Raw genomic sequence first — 23,983 nt, forward strand, 5'->3', positions numbered from 1 at the left:
ATAGCCTAAAAATAAAACAAAAAATATAACTTTTATAATCTCAAATACTTTTCTCATTTGTTTCAACTCCTTTAAATTCTTACAAAACACTTATGAATTTATTAGTTATGAATTCATATTTTTCTAAATTACGAATTCCTTTCAAATTTATAATCTCCTCTATTAGATATATCCAATAAAATTAAATTAATACTGTAAGATTAAAGTTAATAAGGAAACAAACTATCAGTATATTTTTTTGTAAAATAAAAAAACACTTAGGTATTATAACCTAGTGTTTTATAAATACGAGATAAGTCTATAAGCCGAGTTCTGTATTTGACAATCATCTATCTAGGCCTACCGTTGCCGATAGGCTCAAGCGACACACCCGAGGACGGGACGGGCAGCCCCTATATGTCCTCCTATTTGGTCTTGCTCCAGATGGGGTTTACATAGCAGTATAGTCACCTATACCCTGGTGAGCTCTTACCTCACCTTTCCACCCTTACCTAGATAAATCTAGGCGGTTTATTTCTGTTGCACTATCCTTAGAGTCACCTCCACTGGACGTTATCCAGCATCCTGCCCTATGGAGCTCGGACTTTCCTCTCCTAGTTCTAAGACTAGCAGCGATTGTCTGGCTTACTCGCAAGATTAATATTAACATATATACTTATTTTTTTCAAATTATTTTTTCTACCATTTATTACAAATCACAAATATTGCTACTATTCCAATACAAACAATTGCTAAAGGAACTCCTATTTGACTTATTATAAGGAAGGTTAATATGCCACCTACAGCCCCCCACTTTAAGGCATTTCTGAAATAGCAATTATTAATAAGACATCTTTTACAAGCATTTCTCTTAAAATTTCTCATTAATCTATTGAAATCTCTCCTTAAGTCTTTAAAGCAGTCTCCATTAAATCTATTTCCAAAATTGGACCACATAATTCTCCACCCTAAGTATTACTTATACACCATTATATGAAAAAGAACTTGTTTTCTCCATAAAACAAGCTCTTTTTCCTAAAAGTTTATTATAAAATTATGTTTATATATTATATTTATTTATATTCTTATAATAATTTAATGTGTTTATATCTAAAAATACTAATCTCCTACCCCAAAGTCTGTATTTTCAAATAATACTTCTATGGTTTTATTATCCTTTAAGAAAGAATACTCTTTTTCAAACCATTTAATAAGCTCCTCGTCTCTTTTGAAAGAAGTTGTGTTTTCAGTCCATATATTAACTGTTCCATACTTAAAATTATTTAAAAGTATGTCCATATCTCTCTTTATCATATCCTTAGTTTGTCCCTTTATTCCAACCATTAAGCATATTGACTTAAAGTATTTTTTTACTTCTTCTACATCATTAAATCTAGCATTCTTGTTTAAAATATCATTTCTAAAATGATTATCAAAGGTTTCAATACCAGTTTTAAATATTATAGGAACTCCAAAGTATTCTTCTATCTCCTTTAATCTATTTCTATAACACCAATGTGCTTCAAAGAAAAGTTTTTTAATATTTTTCTCAACAACAATCCTTTTTATCTCTTCTAAGGTTTCCTTCGGAAGTTCAAAAACACTTCCAGAGTTTATTACTTCTAAAACTCCATAAATTCCTTTTACATTGCTAAGAACTTCTTTATTTAATTTTATTATCTCTTCAGTATTTTTTGAGTTATCTTCTATATAATCACAAAAGGCACACTTTCCCCATACACAAGGAAAAGATTTTAGAAGAACTATCTCTCTATTATTTTTATTATCTATAACATTATATCTATCCAAATTTTTTTCATCTCCATTTAATTATTCTGTACTCTTAACAAAATATTTTTAGGCAATCTTACAACAACCTGTAACATTATTAAAACTGCTACTAATTTATCACAATAATCTGTTAAAAATTGTGTTATAAAAGCACTTACCACAGGGTTAACCCCTAAATTATTTAAAATAACTATTATATAACTAGAACCTGATGAAGTAATACCACCAAATATATAGGCAGTTAAACAAGCTCCTGTAAAACTTACAAATAGAGTCATTACAAAGACGCTTAAAAATAATTTCTTTCCTTTCATAAGCCCTTTTTCATAAAAATATCCTGCAAAAAATCCAGTAAATATTTGAACTGGTGCAAAATATAAAGAATATATATCAAAGGTTATTCCACTAACCACACTTCCTAAGACTCCAGTTGCCATTCCATAAACAGGCCCTAATACAAATCCAACCATAATTGTACCTATAGAATCTAAATAAATAGGTAATCTTAAATTTAAGGCTATAAAAGCTCCAATTATATTTAATGCTATTCCTATTCCCATTATTGTTAACTTTAAACTTTTTGAATTTCTCATATTAATATTCCCTCCCTATTAAATACCATACTTTGGATTATTAAGTACATTTTTAATATCCTCTTTATGGCTTGGGAATATTTTATTAAGAAAACTTACCATAAATTCTTTGCTATTAACTTTATCTAAGACAAATACATTTTTTCTTCTCTTATAAAAATCTGCAACATCAACAACACTTTGCCCCATTGATATATCTTCGCAAGCTATGTCCACATAAGCTTTAAAACCCTCACAAAGCTCTCTATTTATAAAATACTCTACTGCTAAGGGGTCATTTATAACACATCCAAGTGTTCTCTCTTGTTCCCAATGGAAATCAACATAGAATCTAGTAATATCATATATAAAATCACCAATTTCATCTTTAAATTGATGTATCATTTCTCTTAAATTTGGTGTTAAAACTATCTCTCTTGTAACATCTAAACCAACCATGGTAAATTCACCATTAAACTTTTTTAGAAACTCCCTTGCTCCATGAGGATCTACCCAGTAATTAAATTCAGCTACTGGTGAACAATTTCCATGACTCTTATAAGCTCCACCCATAGAAACTATTTCCTTAACTCTATGAAAAGTTTCTGAATCCTTCTCTATAGCTCTGCATAGATTTGTTAGTGGTCCAAGAGCAATAATACTAACATTTTCATGATTTTTTAAAGTATTTAAAATAAAATCAACACTATTTTCTCTAATATACTCACTAGAAACCTCTTCTAAGAAAGTTTCTCCTAAGCCATCTTCCCCATGAGTATCCTGTGCTGTTACAAGCTCTCTTTTAATTGGCTTACTTTCTCCTAAGTAAACAGGAATATCCAATCTACCTAAAAGCTTAAGTACCTTTAAGGCATTTTTAGCTCCCTGTAAACTTTTAACATTTCCTGATACGGTGGTTATTCCAATAACCTCAATCTCTTTTGACTTTAATGCAAGAATAATGGCTAAAGCATCGTCTATCCCTGGATCACAATCAACAATTACCTTTCTCTTATCCATTTTAATTTCCTCCCTTTGATTTAACTTCACCAAAAGGAACTGTTATTATCTTTAAGCTTCCTTATAACTATCTTTTTGCTAAGATAAATTTTAAAACTAATCTTACTAAGCTTTATAATAATCCTAAAAAAAAATTAATCACCTATTAAAAACATAATTTAACTCTTCATTTATACTTTTTAATAATCTTAGTTAAAATTTAAGTTAGTTATTAATAGCTATTTAAAAATTCATATTTACTTACAAAAAAGCTTATAAATTCAGCCTAAAAATAATAAAAACTATATTACAGGCATACTAAAGAGTATAACTATCCTATAATACAGTTACAGCCCTTAGTTTTTTATAGAGGGATGGTTACGAACCTCTACCAAATTACATTGGATTTTTTTATAAAATTTTAGGTATGGTGAAGTACCACACCATACCTATTATATAATAAAATCACATAAATTCAAATAATGTTATTTATCCAATATTATGTTTTAATTGTAATATTATATACCAAAAAAATTATATGAATTCAAAGGGATCTTTAGCCTCTTTTGAAACAATAAATTCCACGTCTGAATCTAATCTTTCTTTTACTTTTTCACTTACCTTAATTAAAACAGGCCACTCTGAATTAAAATGTCCTATGTCTAGAATATTTAATCCCATTTCCTTATAATCTGAAACAAAATGATATGTTGTATCTCCAGTTATTATTAGATCTGCTCCAAGTTTTTTTGCATCTCCAAAGAAATCTTGCCCACTACCATTTACAATAGCAATTTTCTTAATAACTTCATTTAAATCTCCTGCATATCTTAAATTCTTAATACCTAAAGATGATTTTATAAGGTTTATTATTTCTAGGACAGTCATTTCCTTAGTTAACTCTACTACTCTACCAATTCCAGCCTCAGAATCAACTGGGCTTTTATCCATTATGATTCCTTTATTAAATCCTAAGATTTCAACTAAGGTATCATTTAATCCACCTTTAACTGAGTCCCAGTTAGTGTGCGCTGAATAAAGATTTATATCATCTTTTATTAAGCTTATAATTTTTCTACCTAATAGAGTATCTGTTGTTATTGTACTTGGCTTTCTAAATAAAAGTGGATGATGAGTTAAAATAAGCTCTGCACCCATTTCCTTAGCCTCTTTAATAACCTCTTCAGTACAATCTAAAGCTAATAAAATCTTAGTTATATTTTTTTCTCTATCCCCAACCATAAGGCCTACATTATCAAAGCCTTCTTTTAAATTAACTGGGGCAATATCTTCTATTATATTTATAATGTCATTTAATTTCATTATAACATCCCCTTAAGTTTATTTATCTTTTCTTCTAAATCACTTTTTCTCTTTTTAGCCGCTTCTGTATCTTCTTTTATAAAACTTAATATAGTCTCACATCTATTTATTTTTTCTTCTATAAATTCCTTAAATAATGGATGATTTTTTTCTCTTAATAAAGGACTTACTTCGTAATATAATCCATCCTCAAATACTAGTTTTTCTGAATTTTCATTGTATTTTACTTTAAATAATTCATAAAATCTGCCTTCATCTTTAATTAAATCTTCATCTATTATTTCATAATCATTCTTATATAAAAACTCTCTTAAAACCTCTGGGTTTTGAGCTGGCTGTAATATTATGAAATCATACTTTTTTACCTTATCCATATCAGCTAATAAAATATCTCTAGTTAGATTTCCACCCATTCCAGCTAATATAACTCCATTTACTTCTCCTACTTTTAAAGGATTAAGCCCTGGTCCTAAAAGGCATTTAACCTTATTTGAAACCCCTTCAAAAGCAACATTAACCTTTGCTTTTTCTATAGGTCCTTTATTTATATCTGAAGCTATTGCTTTTTTGCATATTCCTTCTTTAACTAAATATATAGGTATGTATCCATGATCTGTACCTATATCAGCTACACTTTCACATTTATCAACATGTTCTGCTATTCTTTTTAATCTCTTACTTAACTCCATATTATCCCACTTTCTACAAATAATTTACCAGTGTTTGTATTTGAGAAACTAAAAACACCAATGATATTATTAAAGACAAATAAATATATCTTTGAGCTAACTTTTTATCATATTTAGCACAAAAATGACTTGCATAATAAATACATACTAACAGAATCATATTCATTATTCCATATATAATTTGTCTTCCTACAAAATCCTTTGCACTTCCAATAGTACAAGGTATGAAATGTGCACTAAAATCAATTGGCATTTTATCAGGCATAGCTCCTGATAAATATAATATAGAAGGTATTAGTATAATGCCTAATATTAATAAGGATGTTATTATAAAAGGAATATAAAATCCCTTATCCCTTATTATTGCTCTTGCATTATTAACTTTTACCTTGAAACTTTCTTCCTTTATTCCCTTTGATACTATTAACTCTTTAAACTTTTCAAATTCATCTGGAGATAATCCATAACTTATATCCTCTGTATGTATATATATAACCCTCTTACTAGAAGTTACAAACATACGAGCAATTCCTACATTATGAACAACACATCTACCAAAACAATATTTATGTTTTCCAAAACCAGATAATTTAAATCCATTTATAACTTTATCTTGTTCTAAAAAACCATTTACATCTTTAAAATTTATCCTAAATTTTTTTAATCCTTTAAAACAATTTATTTCAATGTAATCATCATTAACTTCGTAAACTAAGGATAAATCAAGTAAAATGTAATAAATGCATACAATGCTATAAACAAAGCTTGATACTATTACTAAGTTCCTCTCTAAATAACCATTCACTATGTTATTCAATATGATTAATAGTGCATTTCCTAATAAAAGATATGCCAAGACTTCAAATACGCCATGGCCTCTTCTAGCCTTAAATTTTGTCATTTACTACTTCACCTCATTGTAATTATATCATAAAATAAAGCTTTATTCAGAAACTAGCTCTTAGCTTTTATTATTACCTCTATACTTTATATGAATCATAATTTTTATCTATTCATTTCCTTAAACTCAGAATCTTTTCATATAATTTTAAACTTCTCATCTTATATAACATTAAAACTTTTAAAGTATTAACTAAAAAAAGATTAGCACCTTTAAGGCACTAATCTTAAGATACTAATCTAAATAATCTTTTAACTTTTTACTTCTACTTGGATGTCTTAATTTTCTTAAAGCTTTTGCTTCAATCTGTCTAATTCTCTCTCTAGTTACGTTGAATTCTTTACCAACTTCTTCAAGAGTTCTAGCTCTTCCATCATCTAATCCAAATCTTAATCTTAATACTTTTTCCTCTCTAGGAGTTAAAGTATCTAAAACATTTATTAATTGTTCTTTTAACATTGTAAAGGCTGCTGCCTCTGCTGGTGCTGGAGCATCATCATCTGGTATAAAGTCACCTAAATGTGAATCTTCCTCTTCACCAATTGGAGTTTCTAATGAAACTGGTTCTTGAGCTATTTTTAAGATTTCTCTTACCTTATCTACTGGCATATCCATTTGTTTTGATAATTCCTCTGGTAATGGATCTCTTCCTAACTCTTGAACTAATTGTCTTTGTATTCTTATAAGTTTATTTATAGTTTCTACCATATGAACTGGTATTCTTATAGTTCTTGCTTGGTCAGCAATAGCTCTAGTTATTGCCTGTCTTATCCACCATGTAGCATATGTTGAGAACTTATACCCTTTTCTGTAATCAAATTTTTCAACAGCCTTTATAAGACCTAAGTTACCTTCTTGTATAAGATCTAGGAATAACATTCCTCTACCAACATATCTTTTAGCTATACTTACAACAAGTCTTAAGTTAGCCTCTGCTAATTTTTTCTTAGCATAGTTGCTTCCTTCTTCTATTTTTTTAGCAAGCTCTATTTCATCCTCTGATGATAATAGTTGCACTTTACCTATTTCTTTTAAGTACATTCTTACAGGGTCATCAATAGCAATACCTTCTGGAACAGAAAGATCTAATTCTTCCTCCTCTTCCTCTTCTTGCTCTATTTCACTTATGACCTCTATACCCATTGATTCTAGAACCTCATAGATTTTTTCTATTTGTTCTGGGTTTAATTCTATTTCATCAAGCTCATCCATTATCTCCTTGTAAGTCAATGAACCGCTTTTTTTACCTTTATCTATAAGTCTTTTTACTAAGACCATTTTGTCAACTTTTTCTTTACCTTCACCTTTTTTTGCTTTTGTTGTTTTAGCTTTCATTTTATTACCTCCTTCCGCCATTAAAACTACTTACTCCTTTCTAGTTCTTTTAATTTATCACTTATTTCTTTAGCTCTTTTTACTAAATCAAGTGACTCTTTAAACATATTGTTTTGTTCACATCTTTTTAATTCTTTAAGTACAGTAGTCTGCTCCTGTTCTAACTTATATTTTCTAATAAGATTAATATAATCTTTAACAAGAACTTCTATATTAGAAGAATGATCTAGAATAAGTAAGTCTTTTACTTCTAACCATTCCTTTAAAACTTTTGGATCTTCACACTTAGCTTCTACATGTTTTCCTAAGTTATTAAATCCTATTTCCTCAATTGAATCATTGATTATCTTTTCTAAGGATTTAATATTAGGAGATATTAAATCATCCTCTTCTAAGTATTTCTTTACTAATGAATGGTTTTCCTCCATACAAAGAAGTTTTAAAACACTTCTTTCACATTTAACATAAGGAGGTTCTACATATAATTTTGTTCCATATTCTTCCTTATTATTCACATTTTCATGGTTTTTATTACTATTTATTAAGTTTTTATTTAATAAATCATAAAATGCTTGTTCTTTTATGGATGTTTCTTCTGAAATCCTCTTTATGTAGACATCTTTTTCTATAGGATTTAAATCTGATAGTATATTAACAACTCTTTCAGCATACTTTATTAATCCATTATTATCTGAAAAATCTATACCAATTCTAGCCCTATGAAGCTTATAATCTATAAGTTTTTTTGAAGATTGAATTAACTTTATAAAAGCCTCTTTACCATTAGCTCTTATAAATTCATCTGGATCTTTGCCTTTTGGTACAGTTAGTACTCTAACATCTAATCCTGCATTTTGCAATATCTCAAGTCCACGTATAGTAGCCATTTGCCCAGCAATATCTGCGTCATAGGATATTATTACTCTGTCTACATACCTTTTTAATAATCTAGCTTGATTGTCTGTCAATGCAGTACCTAAAGAAGCAACTACATTAGTAATTCCATATTGATGAAGTGATATACAATCCATATATCCTTCAACTATTATTAATGTTCTTTCCTGTAATCCATGCTTTATAGCAAAATTTAAAGCATATAGATTAGTTCCTTTGTGAAAGACTAATGTTTCTGGAGAGTTTAAATATTTTGGCTTAGAATCATCTAAAACTCTACCACCAAAACCTATTACACTTCCTTTATAGTCAAATACAGGGAAAATAACTCTATTTCTAAATCTATCATAAAAAGTTCCCTTTTCACTCTTAATCCCTAATCCAGCTGCCTCAATAGCTTCATTACTAAAGCCTTGTTTTCTAAGATAGTTTATGGTATTTTGCCATCCATCCTTAGCGTATCCAAGACCAAAGCTTTTTAATATATTTTCTTTTATTCCCCTTCTTAAAAAATATTCCTTAGCTTCCTTATTATTTTGAAGATTAGAAAAGTAATATCTAGCAGCTTGCTTATTTATGTTATATAAAACCTGCTTTTTCTTTTGCGATTCGCTTTGCTTACCATCTTCTATTGGTATTATTATATTAGCCCTATCAGCTAACTCTTTAACTGCATCTACAAAATTTAAATTTTTAGTTTTCATAACAAAACTTATTACATTTCCAGCTTCCCCACACCCAAAGCACTTAAATATTTGTTTGTCAGGAGAAACACTAAAAGATGGACTTTTTTCATTATGGAATGGACATAAACCAGAAAAATTTCTTCCAGTTCTTTTTAGTCTTACCACATCAGAAACAACATCAACAATATCGTTCTGCTCTTTAACTTTTTCTATAATTTCTTCTGAAATTCGCAAGAAATCTACTCACCTTCTTAATATTTTTTGACAATTAATTATTATTCGACATCAATTGATAAAATCCTTCTCAAATTTTAAATATAACTTTTTTTTTAATATTTTTCAAGTGTAAACGCATAATAATTATATTTTAGCAATATTTAGCCCTAATTATTCCAAAAATATTTAATACATCACAAACTTTGGAATATATATTTTATTGAACTCATTTGTACAGTAATCATCTGTCATTCCTGCGACGTAATCCGTAACCCCTCTATGTATTCCTTCTTCTTCACATATATTTTTATATAGTTCAGGCATTTCTCCCCAATTTTTGTAATAATATTCTATAACCTTACTTAGTACAAATTCTGCTTTTTTCCTCTCATCCTCTAAGTATTTCCCTAAATATATATTATCAAACAAAAATTTTCTAAGCTGAATAAAGGCATCTCCTATTTCATTACTTAAAGATACCCTAGGTTCTCCTTTATCTATGTTATCAATTGTATTAAAAACACAATCTTTAACTAAGGTATCTATTCTTTCACTGCCACTAGCGCCTAAGATTTCAATAATGTTCTTAGGTAAATCTTCTTCTTTTAAAATTCCCGCTCTAATTGAATCATCTATATCATGATTTACATATGCTATCTTATCTGCAAATCTAACTACTTGTCCTTCAAAAGTTCCTGCTACCTTGCTCACATTTGAAAAACCACTATGATTTAATATTCCATCTAAAACTTCTTTAGTCAAATTAAGACCTAAACCATTTTTCTCTATTTTTTTTGCTACTCTAACACTTTGTTCATTATGCTTAAACCCTCCTGGAAGAAAATCATTTAAAATATCCTCTCCAATATGAGCAAAAGCTGCATGCCCTAAATCATGACCTAAAGCAATAGCCTCTATTAAATATTCATTTAATGATAGAGCTACTCCTATCGTTCTTGCTACTTGAGAAACTTCTAAAGTATGAACAAGCCTTGTTCTATAATGATCCCCATAAGTTCTTATAAAAACCTGAGTCTTTCTTTTTAATCTTCTAAAAGATTTACTATGAATTATTCTATCCCTATCTACCATAAAACAGGTTCTTATCTCATCTGGTTCTTCTAAGCGCTCTCTTCCTCTGGATTCATCTGAAAACTTTGCGACTTTATTTAACTTTATTCTTTCGAAAATTTCAATATTCTCTCTTATTTTCATAGCATCACCTACTATATATATTCTATGCACCTATTTAAAATCCTTTTATAATTCTAGAGATTTACAACTTTATATATATTTTTATAAAGCAAACTCTAAATGAATTTTTTTGACTTTAAATCAAACTATTTCACATTTTAAAGTATAATCTAAAGTTAATCATAATATGCTTATAATAAGGAATTTTTTATTAGGAGGTTAATCATGGGAAAGCATTCTAAAAAGTTTAATGAAGCTGATGAAATTTTTAATGCTGTAGAATCCATAGTTTTACCTATGTATAATTTAGAAAACTATTCTATAGAGAATATAAAATTTAAAAATACAGATAAAAATAGAGCTGTTTATAAATTAATTGATGATATTAATAATCCTAAAAATACCTTTTGCTTAAAAAAGGTTTATTATGATGAAGGGACTCTCTTATTCATATATTCAGTTATGGAATGGTTTGCTAGAAATGAAATTAAGCTTCCAAAAATGCTCCCTTCAAAGTTTAATGGTAGATTTGTTAAAGCAAATAATATGCTTTTTATGCTCTGTCCATGGGTTAAAGGTGAAAAATGTAACTTCGATAACTTACAACATATCTTACTATCCATAGAAAATCTAGCTAAAATGCATAATTGTTCAAGAAACTTTAAAGCAATTGAAGGTAGTTTAATTAAAACTGGATTTGATAGTCTCTACATATCCACATTAAAACACTTTAATAAGATTCTTTCATCATTTAATACTGCAACTAAAATGAAACATAAGGACAAGTTTTCATCAATATTTTTAGATGTTTTTGATGAAAATATTTATCTAGCTAAAGAAGCTCTCTTAGTTTCAGGTTCTATTAATGACAAAAATTTAAGTAGATCTCTTTGCCATGGAGATTATGTAAATAAAAATATTTTAATTGATAATACTGATGTTTGGGTAATTGATTTTGATAAAGCATCCTTAAATTATTCTATGTATGATTTATGTTATTTTATGAGACGTTTATTAAAAAGATCAAATACTAATTGGGATATAGACTTAACAAGAAAGATAATTAAAACATATAATTCAATTGCTCCTCTTACAGAGGATGACTTCAAATATGTTTTTTCATATCTAGCATTTCCACAAAAATATTGGCGCTTATCAAAGGACTATTATAATAACATAAAAAAATGTAATAAATCAATGTTTGTAGAATCTCTTAAGGAAGTTTCACTAGATACCTATGCTCAGGTTAGATTTGTTGGAGAACTTAGAACATTGTTTTCTACTGAATTTAAAATTAAAGTTTAAATAAAGGAGTATTCATAATGAATACTCCTTTATTTTATATAATCTTATTTATTATCTTTTATTTTTAACTTGTGCTTGTGCAGCTGCAAGTCTTGCTAATGGAACTCTATAAGGTGAACAACTTACGTAATTTAATCCTAAGTTGTGACAGAATTCAACAGATGAAGGATCTCCACCATGTTCTCCACATATACCTAATTTAATATCAGGTCTTGTTGCCTTACCTTTTTCACAAGCAATTCTCATAAGCTCTCCAACACCTTCTTGGTCTAATTTAGCAAATGGATCTTGCTCATATATTCCTTTTTCATAGTAATCTTTTAAGAATTTAGCTGCATCATCTCTTGAGAATCCAAAGGTCATTTGAGTCAAGTCATTTGTTCCAAAGGAGAAGAACTCAGCCTCTTCTGCTATCTTATCAGCTGTTAAAGCAGCTCTTGGAATTTCAATCATTGTTCCAACCTTATAATCTAATTGAACACCTTTCTCTTCCATTACTGTCTTAGCTGTTTCAACAACTACATTTTTAACATATTTTAATTCTTTTATTTCACCTATTAAAGGAATCATTATTTCAGGAACTATATTGTATCCTTTATTCTTTTTAACTTCTATAGCAGCCTCTATGACAGCTCTTGTTTGCATTTCAGCTATCTCTGGATAAGATACTGCTAAACGACATCCTCTATGACCCATCATTGGGTTAAATTCATGTAATTCAGCAACTACATTCTTAATCTCAGCTGGACTTACTCCAATTTCTTTAGCTAAGGCATTTATATCTTCCTCTTCACTTGGTAAGAATTCATGTAGAGGTGGATCTAAGAATCTTATTGTAGCTGGTCTTTCTTCTAAAGCTTCATATATTCCTATAAAGTCTTCTCTTTGCATTGGTAGAAGTTTTTCTAATGCAACTCTTCTACTATCCTCATTCTTAGCTAAAATCATTTCTCTAACAGCTAAAATTCTATCTTCAGCAAAGAACATATGCTCTGTTCTACATAATCCAATACCTTCTGCACCAAATTCAACAGCTTGTTTAGTATCTCTTGGTGTATCAGCATTAGTTCTAACCTTTAACTTTCTTATTTCATCAGCCCATCCCATAAATGTAGCGAAATGTCCTGTAATTTCTGGAGATACTGTCTTAACTTGTTCAGCATAGATGTGTCCTGTTGAACCATCTATTGAGATATAATCATCAAAGGTTAATACTTGTCCATTAACTTCTAAAGTTCTAGCTTCTTCATTAACTTTTAATTCTCCACATCCTGCTACACAGCAAGTACCCATTCCTCTTGCTACAACGGCTGCATGAGAAGTCATTCCTCCTCTAACAGTTAAGATACCTTCTGCAGCAATCATACCTTCTATATCTTCTGGTGAAGTCTCTAATCTTACTAATACAACCTTTTCACCATTTGCTTTTCTTTCCTTAGCTTCTTCAGCTGTGAAAGCTATTTTACCACATGCAGCTCCTGGTGATGCTGGTAATCCCTTTGCAACTATTTTAGCTTCTTTTAAGCCATCAGATGCAAAAGCAGGGTGAAGTAATGTATCTAATTGTTTAGGCTCAACTTTTAATATAGCCTCTTCCTTAGTTAACATTCCTTCTTCAACTAAATCAACAGCTATTTTTAAAGCTGCTTGAGCAGTTCTCTTACCATTTCTAGTTTGAAGGAAATATAACTTTCCATCTTCTATTGTAAATTCCATGTCTTGCATATCTCTATAATGCTTTTCTAATGTATTAACTATATCTGTAAATTGCTTATATATTGTAGGGTTTTGAGCTTCTAAATGGCTTATTGGCTCTGGTGTTCTTATACCTGCAACAACATCCTCACCTTGAGCATTCATTAAATACTCACCATATAATTCATTATCCCCATTAGCTGGGTTTCTTGAAAATGCAACTCCAGTTCCTGAAGTTTCTCCCTTATTTCCAAATACCATCTCTTGAACGTTAACTGCTGTACCCCATTCTCCTGGAATATCATTTAATCTTCTATAAACAATTGCTCTTGGATTATTCCATGATCTAAATACAGCTGTAACTGCCTCTATAAGTTGTTCTTTTGGATTACTTGGAAAATCTTCTCCCTTTTCCTTTTTATAAAGCGCTTTAAATTTTACTACTAAATCTTTTAAATCCTCTGCTGTTAAATCAGTATCTATTTTATAACCTTTTTCTTCCTTAACTTCGTCTAGTAAATCTTCAAAAAGTCTTTTTTCAACACCCATTACAACATCAGCAAACATTTGAATAAATCTTCTATATGAATCATAAGCAAATCTTGGATTATTTGTTAATTTAGCCATAGCTTCTACTGATTCATCATTTAATCCAAGGTTTAGAATTGTATCCATCATACCCGGCATTGAAACTCTTGCACCAGATCTAACTGATACTAATAATGGATTTTCAAGAGAACCAAATTTTTTGCCAGTTATTTTTTCTAACTCAGACATTTTATTTTCAATCTCTTCAATAATATCTTGAGAAATCTTTTTGTCATCTTCATAATACTTATTACATGCTTCAGTTGTTACTGTAAATCCTTGTGGAACTGGTATTCCTAAAATAGTCATCTCGGATAAGTTAGCACCTTTTCCACCTAATAAATTTTTCATACTTGCGTTACCTTCATTAAAAAGATAAACATACTGCTTTTTTTCCATCTCAATACTCCTCCGTTCAATACTATAGTTGAATTTTTATATACTAACAGAGTATTACCCCCGATAGTTACCCATTTAATCTTTCTTTTTAACCATAAATTTAATTTTCTCCAAGCTTAACAAACAACTTTGTTATGTTAGTCTTAGAAATTTTTCCTATGATCTCTAATCTCTCTTTTCCCTCATTTTCTTCAATTCTTTTTACAACTGGTACGGAGTCTATTTCATGTTCTATTATCTTTTTTGCTACATCAAAAGCGCAATCTTCTTCTACAGCACATACTATGTTAGGCATTCTTGTCATTATAACACCAACAGGAACCTTATAAATATCTGTTCCTCCTATAGCGACCTTTAAAAAGTCTTTTCTGGAAACAGCTCCTGTTAGAACTCCTCCATTTTCTACAAACATAGTTCCTACATCATTTAAAAATAGATGTACTATAGCATCATGAAGCATAGTTTCTTCACATACTGTAACCGGTTTAGACATTATGTCTTTAACCTTTATATTTTTTATTTTTTCATAGATGAAACTGTTCGAAGGTTTATCTGAATAAACATACCCAACCTTTGGTCTTGCATCTAATACGCCAATCATTGTAAGTATTGCAAGATCTGGTCTTAAGGCTGCTCTTGTAACCCCTAACTTTCCTGCTAAAGCTTCTGAAGTTATTGGTTGACCCTCTTTTACAAGTCTAACTATTTCTTCCTGCCTCGGTGTTAATTTCAATTTGAATGCTCCTTCCTTAAATAAACTAGGAACAAAAAGGATTTTTTATATTAAAGTGATTTTTTTATATATTAATTGTAACACAACCTAAATCTTTTTAGTATAGCAAATTTTCTGAAAAATCATTCAAATCTGATAATTATCACTTAAAATCATATAGTTTTTTCCTCTTTATTCCATATTCCTTTATTTTACATTTATTTGCTAGTCAACATCATCAAATTTTACCGTATATGTAAAACTTGTTTCATTTTCCAACTTATTATGTTTATGAAATTTGTTTATTTTATTCTCATTTGTTTTTCCATTTTCTCTTTTTTCTTTCATGTCATTTGCTACACTAAAAGCTTTTTCCTTTAGTCCAAATGCTTTCCCCTTAATATCATTAGCTGCATTTTTGACTATTTTATTAACAATCTCAACACTTCCATCAGCCTTAGTTATTTCTATTGTAATCTTTGTTGCAATAGCGGCTACCACACTTAGTGCTAATATACTTGGGAATATTACGGCAATGGCCCCTGCAGCTATCCCAGCATTAACTGGCATATCAGTTAATACTTTTTCATCCTTAAGAATTCTTATTCTAGATACATTTCCCTTATCAATTAAATCCTTTAAGAATTTTTTTATATCTTCAAAGCTTTCTGCCTTTTCTTCCATTACCTTTTCTTCTTCTACTTTACTTTCTTCTTCTCTTTTTTTCTCAATATATATTAATGCATTAACAACATCACCATCACAAGCTTCTAATGCCTCTTTAGCTTCTGCGTAAGTAGCATATGTTCTCTCTATTACCTGGTCTACTTTTTCTAATGTTATTTCACTCATGTAAATCACTCCTTTATAAACTTTAACATTTCTAAACTTTTAGGTTTTCTTGAATATACAGAAGATATTATAAAACTAGTAACCTTAAAAAGTTCTGCTTTAACCTCTTCTGTTAATGTTAATCTATATACTTTATCCAAAGAAGTATTATTTAAGAATCTTAAGGCATTATATGTGGCTTTATTTATGTAAAGCCCATGTTCCTTGGGACATTTATCACAAACGCCTCCAAAATATCTTAAACTAATGTAGTTTGAAACACTTAATTTATTTTTACAAAATACACAATTATCAAATCTTAATCCATACCCAGTGTATTTTAATAATTTAAGCTCAAAAGCTCTTATTAATAGTTCATAACTTATAGCCTCAGTATTTATTAAATAAAGACAGGTTATAAACTCTTTATATAAATTAAAATTTTCTTCTTCATCCTGTAGTGATATATCAATAAGCTCACATAAGTAAGATGCATAAGTAAGCTTTTCTAGGTCAGTTAAAGATGTCTGAAAGGAAGTTCTTATTTTTCCTTCAGATAACCTATATAAACCCTTTCCCTTGAATAATAAATAATCGCCATAGCATAAAGGGTGCGTTAATGAAAAGAGTTTACTTTTACTTTTCTTTGCACCCTTAGCTATAGCTGTTATCTTACCCATTTTCTCGGTAAAAATCCAAAGCAATTTATCGTTCTCTTTATAATCTTGAGCCTTAATGATAACTCCACCACTCTCTATAAGTGCCAGAAGCTATCCCTCCTATTTAAGTTTTTTATAACCTAATTCCTTTAATAGTGAAGTATTATCTCTCCACTCTTTTCTAACTTTTACCCATATTTTTATATTTACTTTTGCTCTTAAGAATCTTTCTAATTCATATCTAGCTGTAGAACCAATCTTCTTAAGTGTTTGACCATTTTTACCAATTATTATTCCTTTATGAGATGCTTTTTCACATATTAAATCTACTTCTATGTTATACTTACCATTATCATCTTGTTTCATTTGTATAACATCTACAGCAATACCATGAGGAACTTCTTGGCTTAAATTTTTAAGAGCCTTTTCTCTAACTATCTCTGCTACAACAAATCTTTCTTGAACATCTGTTATCATATCATCTGGATAATATTTAGGACCCTCTGGTAAATATTTAACCATAAGTTCTAAAAGTTTATCTGTGTTTTTAGCTTTCATAGCTGATATTGGAATCATTTCTGCAAAGTCATATTCTTTTGAGAATAATTCTAAAGTTTTAGCAACCTTTTCTGGTGAACTCTCATCAACTTTGTTTAATACGAATATAACAGGAGCTTTTTGATTTTTAAGTTGCTCTATTATAAACTTATCTCCTCTACCAACTTCCTCACATGGATTACTTAAAAATAATACTAAATCTACATCTTTTATAGAATCTGTAGCACTATTTACCATATACTCACCTAGTTTATGTTTAGGCTTATGTATCCCTGGAGTATCAACAAAAATCATTTGATAGTCCTCTCCAGTTAATATTGTTTGAATGTTATTTCTTGTTGTTTGTGGTTTATTAGAAACAATTGAAAGTTTTTCTCCCATTAATAAGTTTGTTAATGTTGACTTACCTACATTTGGTCTACCAACAATTGTTATAAATCCTGATTTAAACATATTTCCTCCTATTTTTCCAGATCCTTTTTAGTGAAAGATCCAGGTAAAATTTCATCTAATGTTGTCTCTATATAATCATCTTCACTTTTTACTATGAATATTTTTATATCTTTATCCTCTGCAAACTCTACTATTACTTGTCTGCATATACCACATGGATATGTGTATGAATTTAAATCTCCTACTAAAGCCATAGCCTTTAAGACTCTTGCTCCTTCTGAAACCCCTTTAAATATAGCAGTCCTCTCAGCACAGTTTGTTGCTCCAAATGATGCATTTTCAACATTGCATCCTGTATATATTTTACCATCCTCAAATAAAGCAGCTGCACCTACCTTAAAATTTGAATATGGACAATATGCTAATTCTCTTGCCTCTAAAGCTTTTTTTATAAGTTCTTTTTTCATAATAATTCATCCTCCATCCTAAAATCTAGACACTAAAAATTTATCAACTAAATATTTTAAAAATTAAAATTGTTATAAGCGTTCCTAATATTGCTCCTGCAATAACTTCCCATACACTATGGACTTCTGAATCCACTCTGCTCTGAGCCGTTATTAAAGCCATTAAATAACTAAGTATAATTATAATATGAGAATTACTTATAAGTGATATAGCCGTAGCTATAGAAAAGGCTATAGCACTGTGTCCTGAAGGCATTCCACCCTTTAATGGGGTTCCTTCTCCAAAATAAGCCTTTGCAGCAACCACAACTATGCATACTATGGCTAATACAATAAATATAATATAAGGCTCTGTTTCTTTTACTCTATCCATAATTCTAAAAGTTATATTGGTAAGCTCATCCCAAAATATAATATACCCCACTAAGACAGCATTTATTGCAGTTATAAGTACTGCCCCGGCTGCTGTGTTTTTAGCTACTTTAGCTAAAGGATGATAGTAATTTGTACTTAGATCTATAGCGCTTTCTATAGCAGTATTAACTAATTCTGCTGCTATTACCATGGTTATTGTTATGGCTAGTATTATAAACTCTATTTTGCTTATATCATAAACAAAACAAGCTGATAATATAATTAAAGCTACTATAAAATGTATTCTCATATTTCTCTGAGTTCTTAAGGCATATATTATACCATCTATTGCATAATTAAAGCTATCAATAAGTTTTCTTACCTTCATAATATTCTCCTAAACCATTCTCATACCTTAGCTTTCCCTTGTTATATTTAACTTACCAAGTAACTCCTCTTCTCTTCCTCTCATTCTAGCCTTTTCTTCCTCTTCCATATGGTCATAACCTAAAAGATGTAAAACTGAGTGAGTTACTAAGTAGCAAGCCTCTCTTTCAAATGAGTGATTAAACTCAATACTTTGTTCTTTAGTTCTTTCTAGAGATAAAACTATATCTCCTAAGATAAGTTCATCTCCATCAAAATAGCATTTATCAAATTCATGTTCTAAATAAACATCTTTATAAACTTTATCCTCTGGATAATCAATCATTGGAAATGATAAAACATCAGTTGCTCTATCTATTCCCCTAGTTTCATTGTTTATTCCTCTAATTTCTTCGTTGTCTACAAAGACTAAAGAAACTTCACAATCCTCTTTAACTTTTTCTTCTTTTAGCACAAAAGAAATAACTTCTTCTAACTTCTTAGTTAATTCTTCCGTAACCTCAAATTTATTCTGTCTATTATCTATGAATATCATTTTATTTTTTCTCCTTCTTGTTATCATCTGGATATTCTATTCTTTCATGATGTATTCCATTTAATGCCTTTAGGAAACATTTTTTTATCTTACTTATATCTCTAAGAGTAAGATCACAATTGTCTAGTTGTCCAGATGCTAACTTATCATCAATAATATTATTGACCATTTTTTCAATTTTCTCTTCAGTAGGTTCATTAATTGATCTTACAGCTGCCTCTGTTGAATCTGCTAGCATAACAATTCCTTGTTCTTTACTCATAGGTTTTGGTCCTGGATATTTAAAATCCTCTTCCTTAACCTCTTCTGGATTTTCAGAGTTATTTTTTACTGTTAAGTAAAAATATTTAACTAAAGTCTCCCCATGATGGGTAACTATAAAATCATGTATAGTCTTAGGTAAATTATATTCCTTGGCTAATTCTGATCCATCTTTAACGTGAGATATTATTATTTTACTACTTACTTCTGGTTTTAACCTATCATGTGGATTTTTCTTTCCAAACTGATTTTCTCTAAAGAAATATGGTCTCTTAGTTTTACCAACATCATGATAATAAGCTCCTATCCTAGCTAATAGCGGATTTCCTCCTACTTGCTCAGCAGCTAACTCTGCTAAGTTTGCTACTAAAATACTATGATGATATGTTCCTGGAGCCTCCATTAGTAATTTTTTAAGTAATGGATTATTAGGATTAGATAATTCTAATAACTTAGCATTAGTTACTATATCAAATGTTGACTCAAAGAATGGTAAAACACCTATTGTAAGTATTCCAGAAAGTATAGCTCCTGCCGCTGCAAATGTACTATCTGCAAGTATTTCCATAAAGTTATTAGTTGTTAAAGTACCAACACTAAAAGTTAATATTGAACTTAAAACTGCAACGGTTATTGAAGAATATAATATATCATTTCTCTGTTGCATTTTTCTAAGCAATGTTCCTCCTAAAACAACATTTAAAATAGCAAGGATTATTATATTAGGATTAAATCCCACTGCTCCTCCTATTAAAATTACATTTAACATACTAAATACTAGTGATATTTTGTAATTTAGTAGAAGTGTTATAAGCATAGGCATACATGCTAGTGGTATTATATAGTTTGACATCATGCCAAAAAGCCTAGCTAGTATTACTGGAAATACATTTAATATGCTTATCATAACTATTTTGGAAAACTCTTTATTTATAGCTGGATAATATTTATGTATGTATCCATATTGAAGATACATAACTATTATTACTAAAACTCCTAGAGCAATATAAATATATAGCGCTGAAGCTGAGTCGCTTAATAAGCCTAAAGTTCCTAAAAGCTCTAATTGATGTGCTGTAACTGGCTCACCTTCACTTACTACTATTTGATTTTTCTTTATCATAACTGGCGGAACTTGCTTTAAGGTTTCTTTTATTAATTCATCAGTTTTTTCTTTATCATAGAAAAAATTTGGTTCTACTACATTAACAAAATTTAATGCAATAGCCTTCTCTGAATCACTTAAATCACTGGAAGATATAAAATCTGTATATTCTTTTTTAGCTTCCTTTAAGTCTTGCTCATTTCCATCTTCAATTGGAGCCTCATATGCCTTATTTAGACCATCTATGCATACGCTTTCTAATTTCTTAGTGCTTTGCTCATTCATTGAGGCAATTTTATTTGCCTGTGCATCTGTTATTTTAAATGGTGCTCTAGGAATAAGCTTAGCCTTTTCTTCTTCTGGCTTATCTTGAGCTAAAACTTTTTCAACTGAAGAAAAGAAACCCTTTATCTTTTCTTCACTTTGCTTCTGAACATCCGTCCTTAGAGAATATTGTTTATCAACCTTTTCTTCAGCTTCTTTTTTTCTTGCTTCAGTAGCTGATTCATCAATAATTTCTCTATGTGCCTTAATGTCTGACTTAGGTATATCTCCTACCTTTAAATCATACTTTCTTGTTATTATACCAGTCATCAAAGTACAGTATAAAACTATAAAGGTTATTATATATAAGATTATTTTTTTGTAATCTTTAAATATATCAAATGTTTTTTCCTTCAATTTCCCCATAATTACTCATCTTCTCCTCATTAGGTCCTAATTTATCTAGTAACTTAAAGCTATATTTTGTTCTACTACGAAAAGAACCTTTAATCTAATCTTCCCTTCCCCTAAATCCTCAGTTGTAATTATATTATCAACTATTTTTGATTGCTTACTTATTTCTTTGTTTATTGAGTTTTTCATTAACTCAACAGCTTTATTTATTATGGTTTCCTTATCATCAACTATGTCTTTATCTATTTTCTCATAGTATAAGTTTCTATTTATAAACTTTCCTGTACTTTCTATTTTATCATACTTATCAAACTCTTTAGTAGGCTTTTTTAGATAAATTTTCTTTCCCATTATTTCTAAGTAAATATCACTGTCTACCTCTCCTGTTCTCTCCTCTTTTTTACCCTGAACTTGCAATTCTATAGTCTTTTCATAAAAAGTATTCGCAGTAACCTCTCCTTCAGCATCGACTTCATATTCACCGCCTTCTATTCCTTGCTGTGGTATTATTAAAATATCTCCCTTTTTAACCACATCTCCTTCCTTTACAACAGCTGTACCTGAAGTTGTGTATATTCTCTTTATTTCCCCATCCATAGATGCAACTATATTCTTAAACTCTTTATTTTCATTTTCTTCTTTTATTTTTGGACTAACCTTTTCCTCAACCTTTATTTTTAAAGTTCCACCCTCTATACGAGCATTTACCCACATTATGTCTCCATGTCCATTTTCTAATTTTCTTTCTAATCCATAAACATTTACACTACTTTTCTTAACTCCTGGTTTAATATCAAAATCATTTAACATGGTTCTTATCTCAAAAGGAGCTATATTTTTCTTTGTCTCTATATCTATTCGCCATATAAAACCAGAATAGATATATAAGCCTACTAAAAATATTAAAACTCCTACAAATATGCTTATAGACTTTTTAGCTCTGGACAAGAAAAATATCATTCCCTTTGATGATATTATTTTCACCTTTCCATTAAGTCTTTTAACATAGCTTTTTAATTTTCCATAATCAGAATAATCCACATTTAAAGTTACAGTTACTACATCTATTTTCCTTACATTTTCAACATTTATACCATTTCTCCATAAAACATTTAAAAGTTTATTTATATCAAAAGTTTTTATTTCAACCTTTACTTGTCCCTTTTTTAAAAACTCCAAATTCATCTTATGCCTCCTCAAAACTTAAATTCTTAAGTCTTCCTGTTAAGGCAATAGTTTCAGTACCTATGAATCTTATCTCTAACTTTGTTCCTTCGATTATAATAACACCTAGATTGCTATTAATCTTAATTTCATTTTCCTTAAAAACCTCTATACCCTTATGATTTTCTATAATAATTTCACTTTTTCCGTGTACAACTATTTTAGGCTCACCATTTATTATCTCCTTAGGTAAATCTAATTCCTCTGCAATTCTATTAGTGACTTGTCTTAATTTATCACCCACAACTATACCTCCCATAAAATATTTTCATACTAAATCTATGAAAATTTATATTTTTTTATTCTTATATAAAAAAACTAAGCAATATAAAAAGGCATATACATAGCCCTTTTAGCTATGTATATGCCTTTTAAAACAATTCAAAAAATTTTCTTTAAAAACTTCTAAACTATTCATAATCCATTCTTAAAACTAAACTTTAAACTATAAAAATAAAAGAGAGTTCTAATGAACTCTCTTACTTATTTAAATATTCTTTAACTAATTGACTTACAAGTTTACCATCAGCTCTACCAACTGTTTGCGGTCTAACCTTTGACATAACTTTTCCCATGTCTTTCATGCTATTTGCGCCCACTTCTTCAGCTGCTTGCTTTATGATATCTTTTATTTCTTCTTCACTTAACTGCTGAGGAAGGTAATCTAACAAGATTGCAATCTCACTATTGTTTTGATCAACTAGATCCTGTCTATTTCCCTTTTCGAATTCAAGCGCAGCTTCTCTTCTTTGCTTGATTTCTCTTGCTAATATTTCTATAACCTGTTCATCCTCAAGCTTAACACCGTCAGTCTTTTCGACTAAAAGTATTGCTGACTTAGCAGTACTTAAAACTCCAGCCTTGAACTTATCCTTAGCCTTTAAAGCCTGCTTCCAGTCTTCTTGAAGTCTTTCTTTAATAGTTGGCATTTGTATACCTTCTTTCAAAAGAAATTATTCTATAAATTTAAACCAAAAACTATTTGAATTTTCTCTTTCTTGCAGCTTCTGATTTTTTCTTTCTCTTTACGCTTGGCTTTTCGTAGTGTTCTCTTTTTCTTACTTCTGAAAGAACTCCAGCTCTAGCGCATTGTCTCTTAAATCTTCTTAATGCTTGCTCTAATGATTCGTTTTCTTTTACTCTGATTTCTGACATTCTTTATCCCTCCCTCCGCTAGCGTAAATTATTAATGTAATTCACAGCCATGGGCTAAATAACACACGCTATATTATACAACATAGTTTTCTTTAATG

General features: G+C 29.6%; 24 protein-coding genes, 1 other RNA gene and 1 riboswitch. Of the genes, 1 reads left to right on the top strand and 24 read right to left on the bottom strand.

The window, feature by feature from the left end; genetic code table 11:
* Window positions 1-284: 284 nt before the first annotated feature.
* From rnpB to CPF_RS11030, 11 genes are all read right to left on the bottom strand, one after another.
* An RNA gene (gene rnpB, locus CPF_RS14695) (RNase P RNA component class A) lies at window positions 285-631 on the bottom strand.
* 47 nt (window positions 632-678) lie between these two features.
* The gene (locus tag CPF_RS10985; protein ID WP_003478491.1) at window positions 679-936 is read right to left on the bottom strand and encodes a hypothetical protein; all 258 of its coding nucleotides are present in this window, start codon (window positions 934-936) and stop codon (window positions 679-681) included.
* Between the two features lie 162 nt (window positions 937-1,098).
* Window positions 1,099-1,788: a radical SAM protein gene (locus CPF_RS10990; protein WP_003455144.1), complete on the bottom strand. Its 690-nt coding sequence runs from the start codon at window positions 1,786-1,788 to the stop codon at window positions 1,099-1,101.
* Between the two features lie 17 nt (window positions 1,789-1,805).
* Window positions 1,806-2,363, bottom strand: a complete 558-nt coding sequence (locus tag CPF_RS10995) for an ECF transporter S component (protein WP_003451567.1) — start codon at window positions 2,361-2,363, stop codon at window positions 1,806-1,808.
* Window positions 2,364-2,381: 18 nt separating this feature from the next.
* Window positions 2,382-3,362: a nucleoside hydrolase gene (locus CPF_RS11000; protein WP_003454942.1), complete on the bottom strand. Its 981-nt coding sequence runs from the start codon at window positions 3,360-3,362 to the stop codon at window positions 2,382-2,384.
* 329 nt (window positions 3,363-3,691) lie between these two features.
* A riboswitch (PreQ1 riboswitch) is annotated at window positions 3,692-3,736 on the bottom strand.
* A 139-nt stretch (window positions 3,737-3,875) separates the two neighbouring features.
* Complete coding sequence (locus CPF_RS11005) at window positions 3,876-4,664, bottom strand: Nif3-like dinuclear metal center hexameric protein (RefSeq protein WP_003455195.1); 789 nt, start codon at window positions 4,662-4,664, stop codon at window positions 3,876-3,878.
* The gene (locus CPF_RS11010; protein ID WP_003455116.1) at window positions 4,664-5,353 is read right to left on the bottom strand and encodes a tRNA (adenine(22)-N(1))-methyltransferase; all 690 of its coding nucleotides are present in this window, start codon (window positions 5,351-5,353) and stop codon (window positions 4,664-4,666) included. The genes CPF_RS11005 and CPF_RS11010 overlap by 1 nt, the downstream gene beginning before the upstream one ends.
* A 13-nt stretch (window positions 5,354-5,366) precedes the next feature.
* Entirely contained in the window at window positions 5,367-6,254 is an 888-nt protein-coding gene (locus tag CPF_RS11015; protein WP_003454720.1) for a PH domain-containing protein, read from the bottom strand.
* A 234-nt stretch (window positions 6,255-6,488) separates the two neighbouring features.
* Entirely contained in the window at window positions 6,489-7,589 is a 1,101-nt protein-coding gene (rpoD, locus tag CPF_RS11020) for an RNA polymerase sigma factor RpoD (RefSeq protein ID WP_011591021.1), read from the bottom strand.
* Between the two features lie 26 nt (window positions 7,590-7,615).
* A complete protein-coding gene (gene dnaG / locus CPF_RS11025; protein ID WP_003455114.1) occupies window positions 7,616-9,403 on the bottom strand; it encodes a DNA primase in 1,788 nt (595 codons plus the stop codon).
* A gap of 168 nt (window positions 9,404-9,571) precedes the next feature.
* The gene (locus tag CPF_RS11030; protein ID WP_011591022.1) at window positions 9,572-10,600 is read right to left on the bottom strand and encodes a deoxyguanosinetriphosphate triphosphohydrolase; all 1,029 of its coding nucleotides are present in this window, start codon (window positions 10,598-10,600) and stop codon (window positions 9,572-9,574) included.
* Window positions 10,601-10,804: 204 nt separating this feature from the next.
* Between CPF_RS11030 and CPF_RS11035 the strand changes: the two genes are divergently transcribed.
* On the top strand, window positions 10,805-11,884 hold the full coding sequence (locus CPF_RS11035) for a CotS family spore coat protein (protein ID WP_003451193.1): 1,080 nt from the start codon (window positions 10,805-10,807) through the stop codon (window positions 11,882-11,884).
* A gap of 51 nt (window positions 11,885-11,935) precedes the next feature.
* On the opposite strand, the gene ppdK is transcribed toward CPF_RS11035, so the two are convergent.
* From ppdK to rpsU, 13 genes are all read right to left on the bottom strand, one after another.
* A complete protein-coding gene (ppdK, locus tag CPF_RS11040) occupies window positions 11,936-14,566 on the bottom strand; it encodes a pyruvate, phosphate dikinase (RefSeq protein ID WP_003455045.1) in 2,631 nt (876 codons plus the stop codon).
* Between the two features lie 100 nt (window positions 14,567-14,666).
* Window positions 14,667-15,299 (bottom strand): helix-turn-helix transcriptional regulator, encoded by a 633-nt coding sequence (locus tag CPF_RS11045; protein WP_003451073.1) that lies wholly within the window; start codon window positions 15,297-15,299, stop codon window positions 14,667-14,669.
* A 204-nt stretch (window positions 15,300-15,503) separates the two neighbouring features.
* The gene (locus CPF_RS11050) at window positions 15,504-16,130 is read right to left on the bottom strand and encodes a DUF4342 domain-containing protein (RefSeq protein WP_003451685.1); all 627 of its coding nucleotides are present in this window, start codon (window positions 16,128-16,130) and stop codon (window positions 15,504-15,506) included.
* 5 nt (window positions 16,131-16,135) lie between these two features.
* Window positions 16,136-16,867 (bottom strand): DNA repair protein RecO, encoded by a 732-nt coding sequence (gene recO / locus CPF_RS11055; RefSeq protein ID WP_136002319.1) that lies wholly within the window; start codon window positions 16,865-16,867, stop codon window positions 16,136-16,138.
* A gap of 21 nt (window positions 16,868-16,888) precedes the next feature.
* A complete protein-coding gene (era, locus tag CPF_RS11060; RefSeq protein WP_011591023.1) occupies window positions 16,889-17,779 on the bottom strand; it encodes a GTPase Era in 891 nt (296 codons plus the stop codon).
* An 8-nt stretch (window positions 17,780-17,787) separates the two neighbouring features.
* Window positions 17,788-18,186, bottom strand: a complete 399-nt coding sequence (locus CPF_RS11065; protein ID WP_003461827.1) for a cytidine deaminase — start codon at window positions 18,184-18,186, stop codon at window positions 17,788-17,790.
* 43 nt (window positions 18,187-18,229) lie between these two features.
* Entirely contained in the window at window positions 18,230-18,928 is a 699-nt protein-coding gene (locus CPF_RS11070) for a diacylglycerol kinase (protein ID WP_003455106.1), read from the bottom strand.
* Window positions 18,929-18,955: 27 nt separating this feature from the next.
* The gene (ybeY, locus tag CPF_RS11075) at window positions 18,956-19,462 is read right to left on the bottom strand and encodes an rRNA maturation RNase YbeY (RefSeq protein WP_003455166.1); all 507 of its coding nucleotides are present in this window, start codon (window positions 19,460-19,462) and stop codon (window positions 18,956-18,958) included.
* 1 nt (window position 19,463) lies between these two features.
* Window positions 19,464-21,518 (bottom strand): HD family phosphohydrolase, encoded by a 2,055-nt coding sequence (locus CPF_RS11080; protein ID WP_003482023.1) that lies wholly within the window; start codon window positions 21,516-21,518, stop codon window positions 19,464-19,466.
* 36 nt (window positions 21,519-21,554) lie between these two features.
* Entirely contained in the window at window positions 21,555-22,691 is a 1,137-nt protein-coding gene (yqfD, locus tag CPF_RS11085; protein WP_003478501.1) for a sporulation protein YqfD, read from the bottom strand.
* Window position 22,692: 1 nt separating this feature from the next.
* Window positions 22,693-22,974: a sporulation protein YqfC gene (gene yqfC, locus CPF_RS11090; protein ID WP_003451079.1), complete on the bottom strand. Its 282-nt coding sequence runs from the start codon at window positions 22,972-22,974 to the stop codon at window positions 22,693-22,695.
* Window positions 22,975-23,209: 235 nt separating this feature from the next.
* Window positions 23,210-23,659 (bottom strand): GatB/YqeY domain-containing protein, encoded by a 450-nt coding sequence (locus CPF_RS11095; protein ID WP_003451322.1) that lies wholly within the window; start codon window positions 23,657-23,659, stop codon window positions 23,210-23,212.
* A gap of 49 nt (window positions 23,660-23,708) precedes the next feature.
* Complete coding sequence (gene rpsU / locus CPF_RS11100) at window positions 23,709-23,885, bottom strand: 30S ribosomal protein S21 (protein ID WP_003451446.1); 177 nt, start codon at window positions 23,883-23,885, stop codon at window positions 23,709-23,711.
* Window positions 23,886-23,983 lie beyond the last annotated feature (98 nt).

This window comes from Clostridium perfringens ATCC 13124, assembly GCF_000013285.1.
In the GTDB taxonomy this organism is placed as follows: Bacteria; Bacillota; Clostridia; order Clostridiales; family Clostridiaceae; genus Sarcina; species Sarcina perfringens.

Coding starts and splice junctions, on each gene's coding strand:
- rpsU (WP_003451446.1), bottom strand. CDS start 23,885: ATGTCAGAAATCAGAGTAAAAGAAAACGAATCATTAGAGCAAGCATTA.
- CPF_RS11065 (WP_003461827.1), bottom strand. CDS start 18,186: ATGAAAAAAGAACTTATAAAAAAAGCTTTAGAGGCAAGAGAATTAGCA.
- CPF_RS11095 (WP_003451322.1), bottom strand. CDS start 23,659: ATGCCAACTATTAAAGAAAGACTTCAAGAAGACTGGAAGCAGGCTTTA.
- CPF_RS11005 (WP_003455195.1), bottom strand. CDS start 4,664: ATGAAATTAAATGACATTATAAATATAATAGAAGATATTGCCCCAGTT.
- rpoD (WP_011591021.1), bottom strand. CDS start 7,589: ATGAAAGCTAAAACAACAAAAGCAAAAAAAGGTGAAGGTAAAGAAAAA.
- CPF_RS11030 (WP_011591022.1), bottom strand. CDS start 10,600: ATGAAAATAAGAGAGAATATTGAAATTTTCGAAAGAATAAAGTTAAAT.
- era (WP_011591023.1), bottom strand. CDS start 17,779: ATGTTTAAATCAGGATTTATAACAATTGTTGGTAGACCAAATGTAGGT.
- CPF_RS11080 (WP_003482023.1), bottom strand. CDS start 21,518: ATGGGGAAATTGAAGGAAAAAACATTTGATATATTTAAAGATTACAAA.
- CPF_RS11050 (WP_003451685.1), bottom strand. CDS start 16,130: ATGAGTGAAATAACATTAGAAAAAGTAGACCAGGTAATAGAGAGAACA.
- CPF_RS10995 (WP_003451567.1), bottom strand. CDS start 2,363: ATGAGAAATTCAAAAAGTTTAAAGTTAACAATAATGGGAATAGGAATA.
- ppdK (WP_003455045.1), bottom strand. CDS start 14,566: ATGGAAAAAAAGCAGTATGTTTATCTTTTTAATGAAGGTAACGCAAGT.
- CPF_RS11000 (WP_003454942.1), bottom strand. CDS start 3,362: ATGGATAAGAGAAAGGTAATTGTTGATTGTGATCCAGGGATAGACGAT.
- CPF_RS10985 (WP_003478491.1), bottom strand. CDS start 936: ATGTGGTCCAATTTTGGAAATAGATTTAATGGAGACTGCTTTAAAGAC.
- ybeY (WP_003455166.1), bottom strand. CDS start 19,462: ATGATATTCATAGATAATAGACAGAATAAATTTGAGGTTACGGAAGAA.
- CPF_RS11010 (WP_003455116.1), bottom strand. CDS start 5,353: ATGGAGTTAAGTAAGAGATTAAAAAGAATAGCAGAACATGTTGATAAA.
- yqfD (WP_003478501.1), bottom strand. CDS start 22,691: ATGAATTTGGAGTTTTTAAAAAAGGGACAAGTAAAGGTTGAAATAAAA.
- CPF_RS11070 (WP_003455106.1), bottom strand. CDS start 18,928: ATGAAGGTAAGAAAACTTATTGATAGCTTTAATTATGCAATAGATGGT.
- CPF_RS11015 (WP_003454720.1), bottom strand. CDS start 6,254: ATGACAAAATTTAAGGCTAGAAGAGGCCATGGCGTATTTGAAGTCTTG.
- CPF_RS11035 (WP_003451193.1), top strand. CDS start 10,805: ATGGGAAAGCATTCTAAAAAGTTTAATGAAGCTGATGAAATTTTTAAT.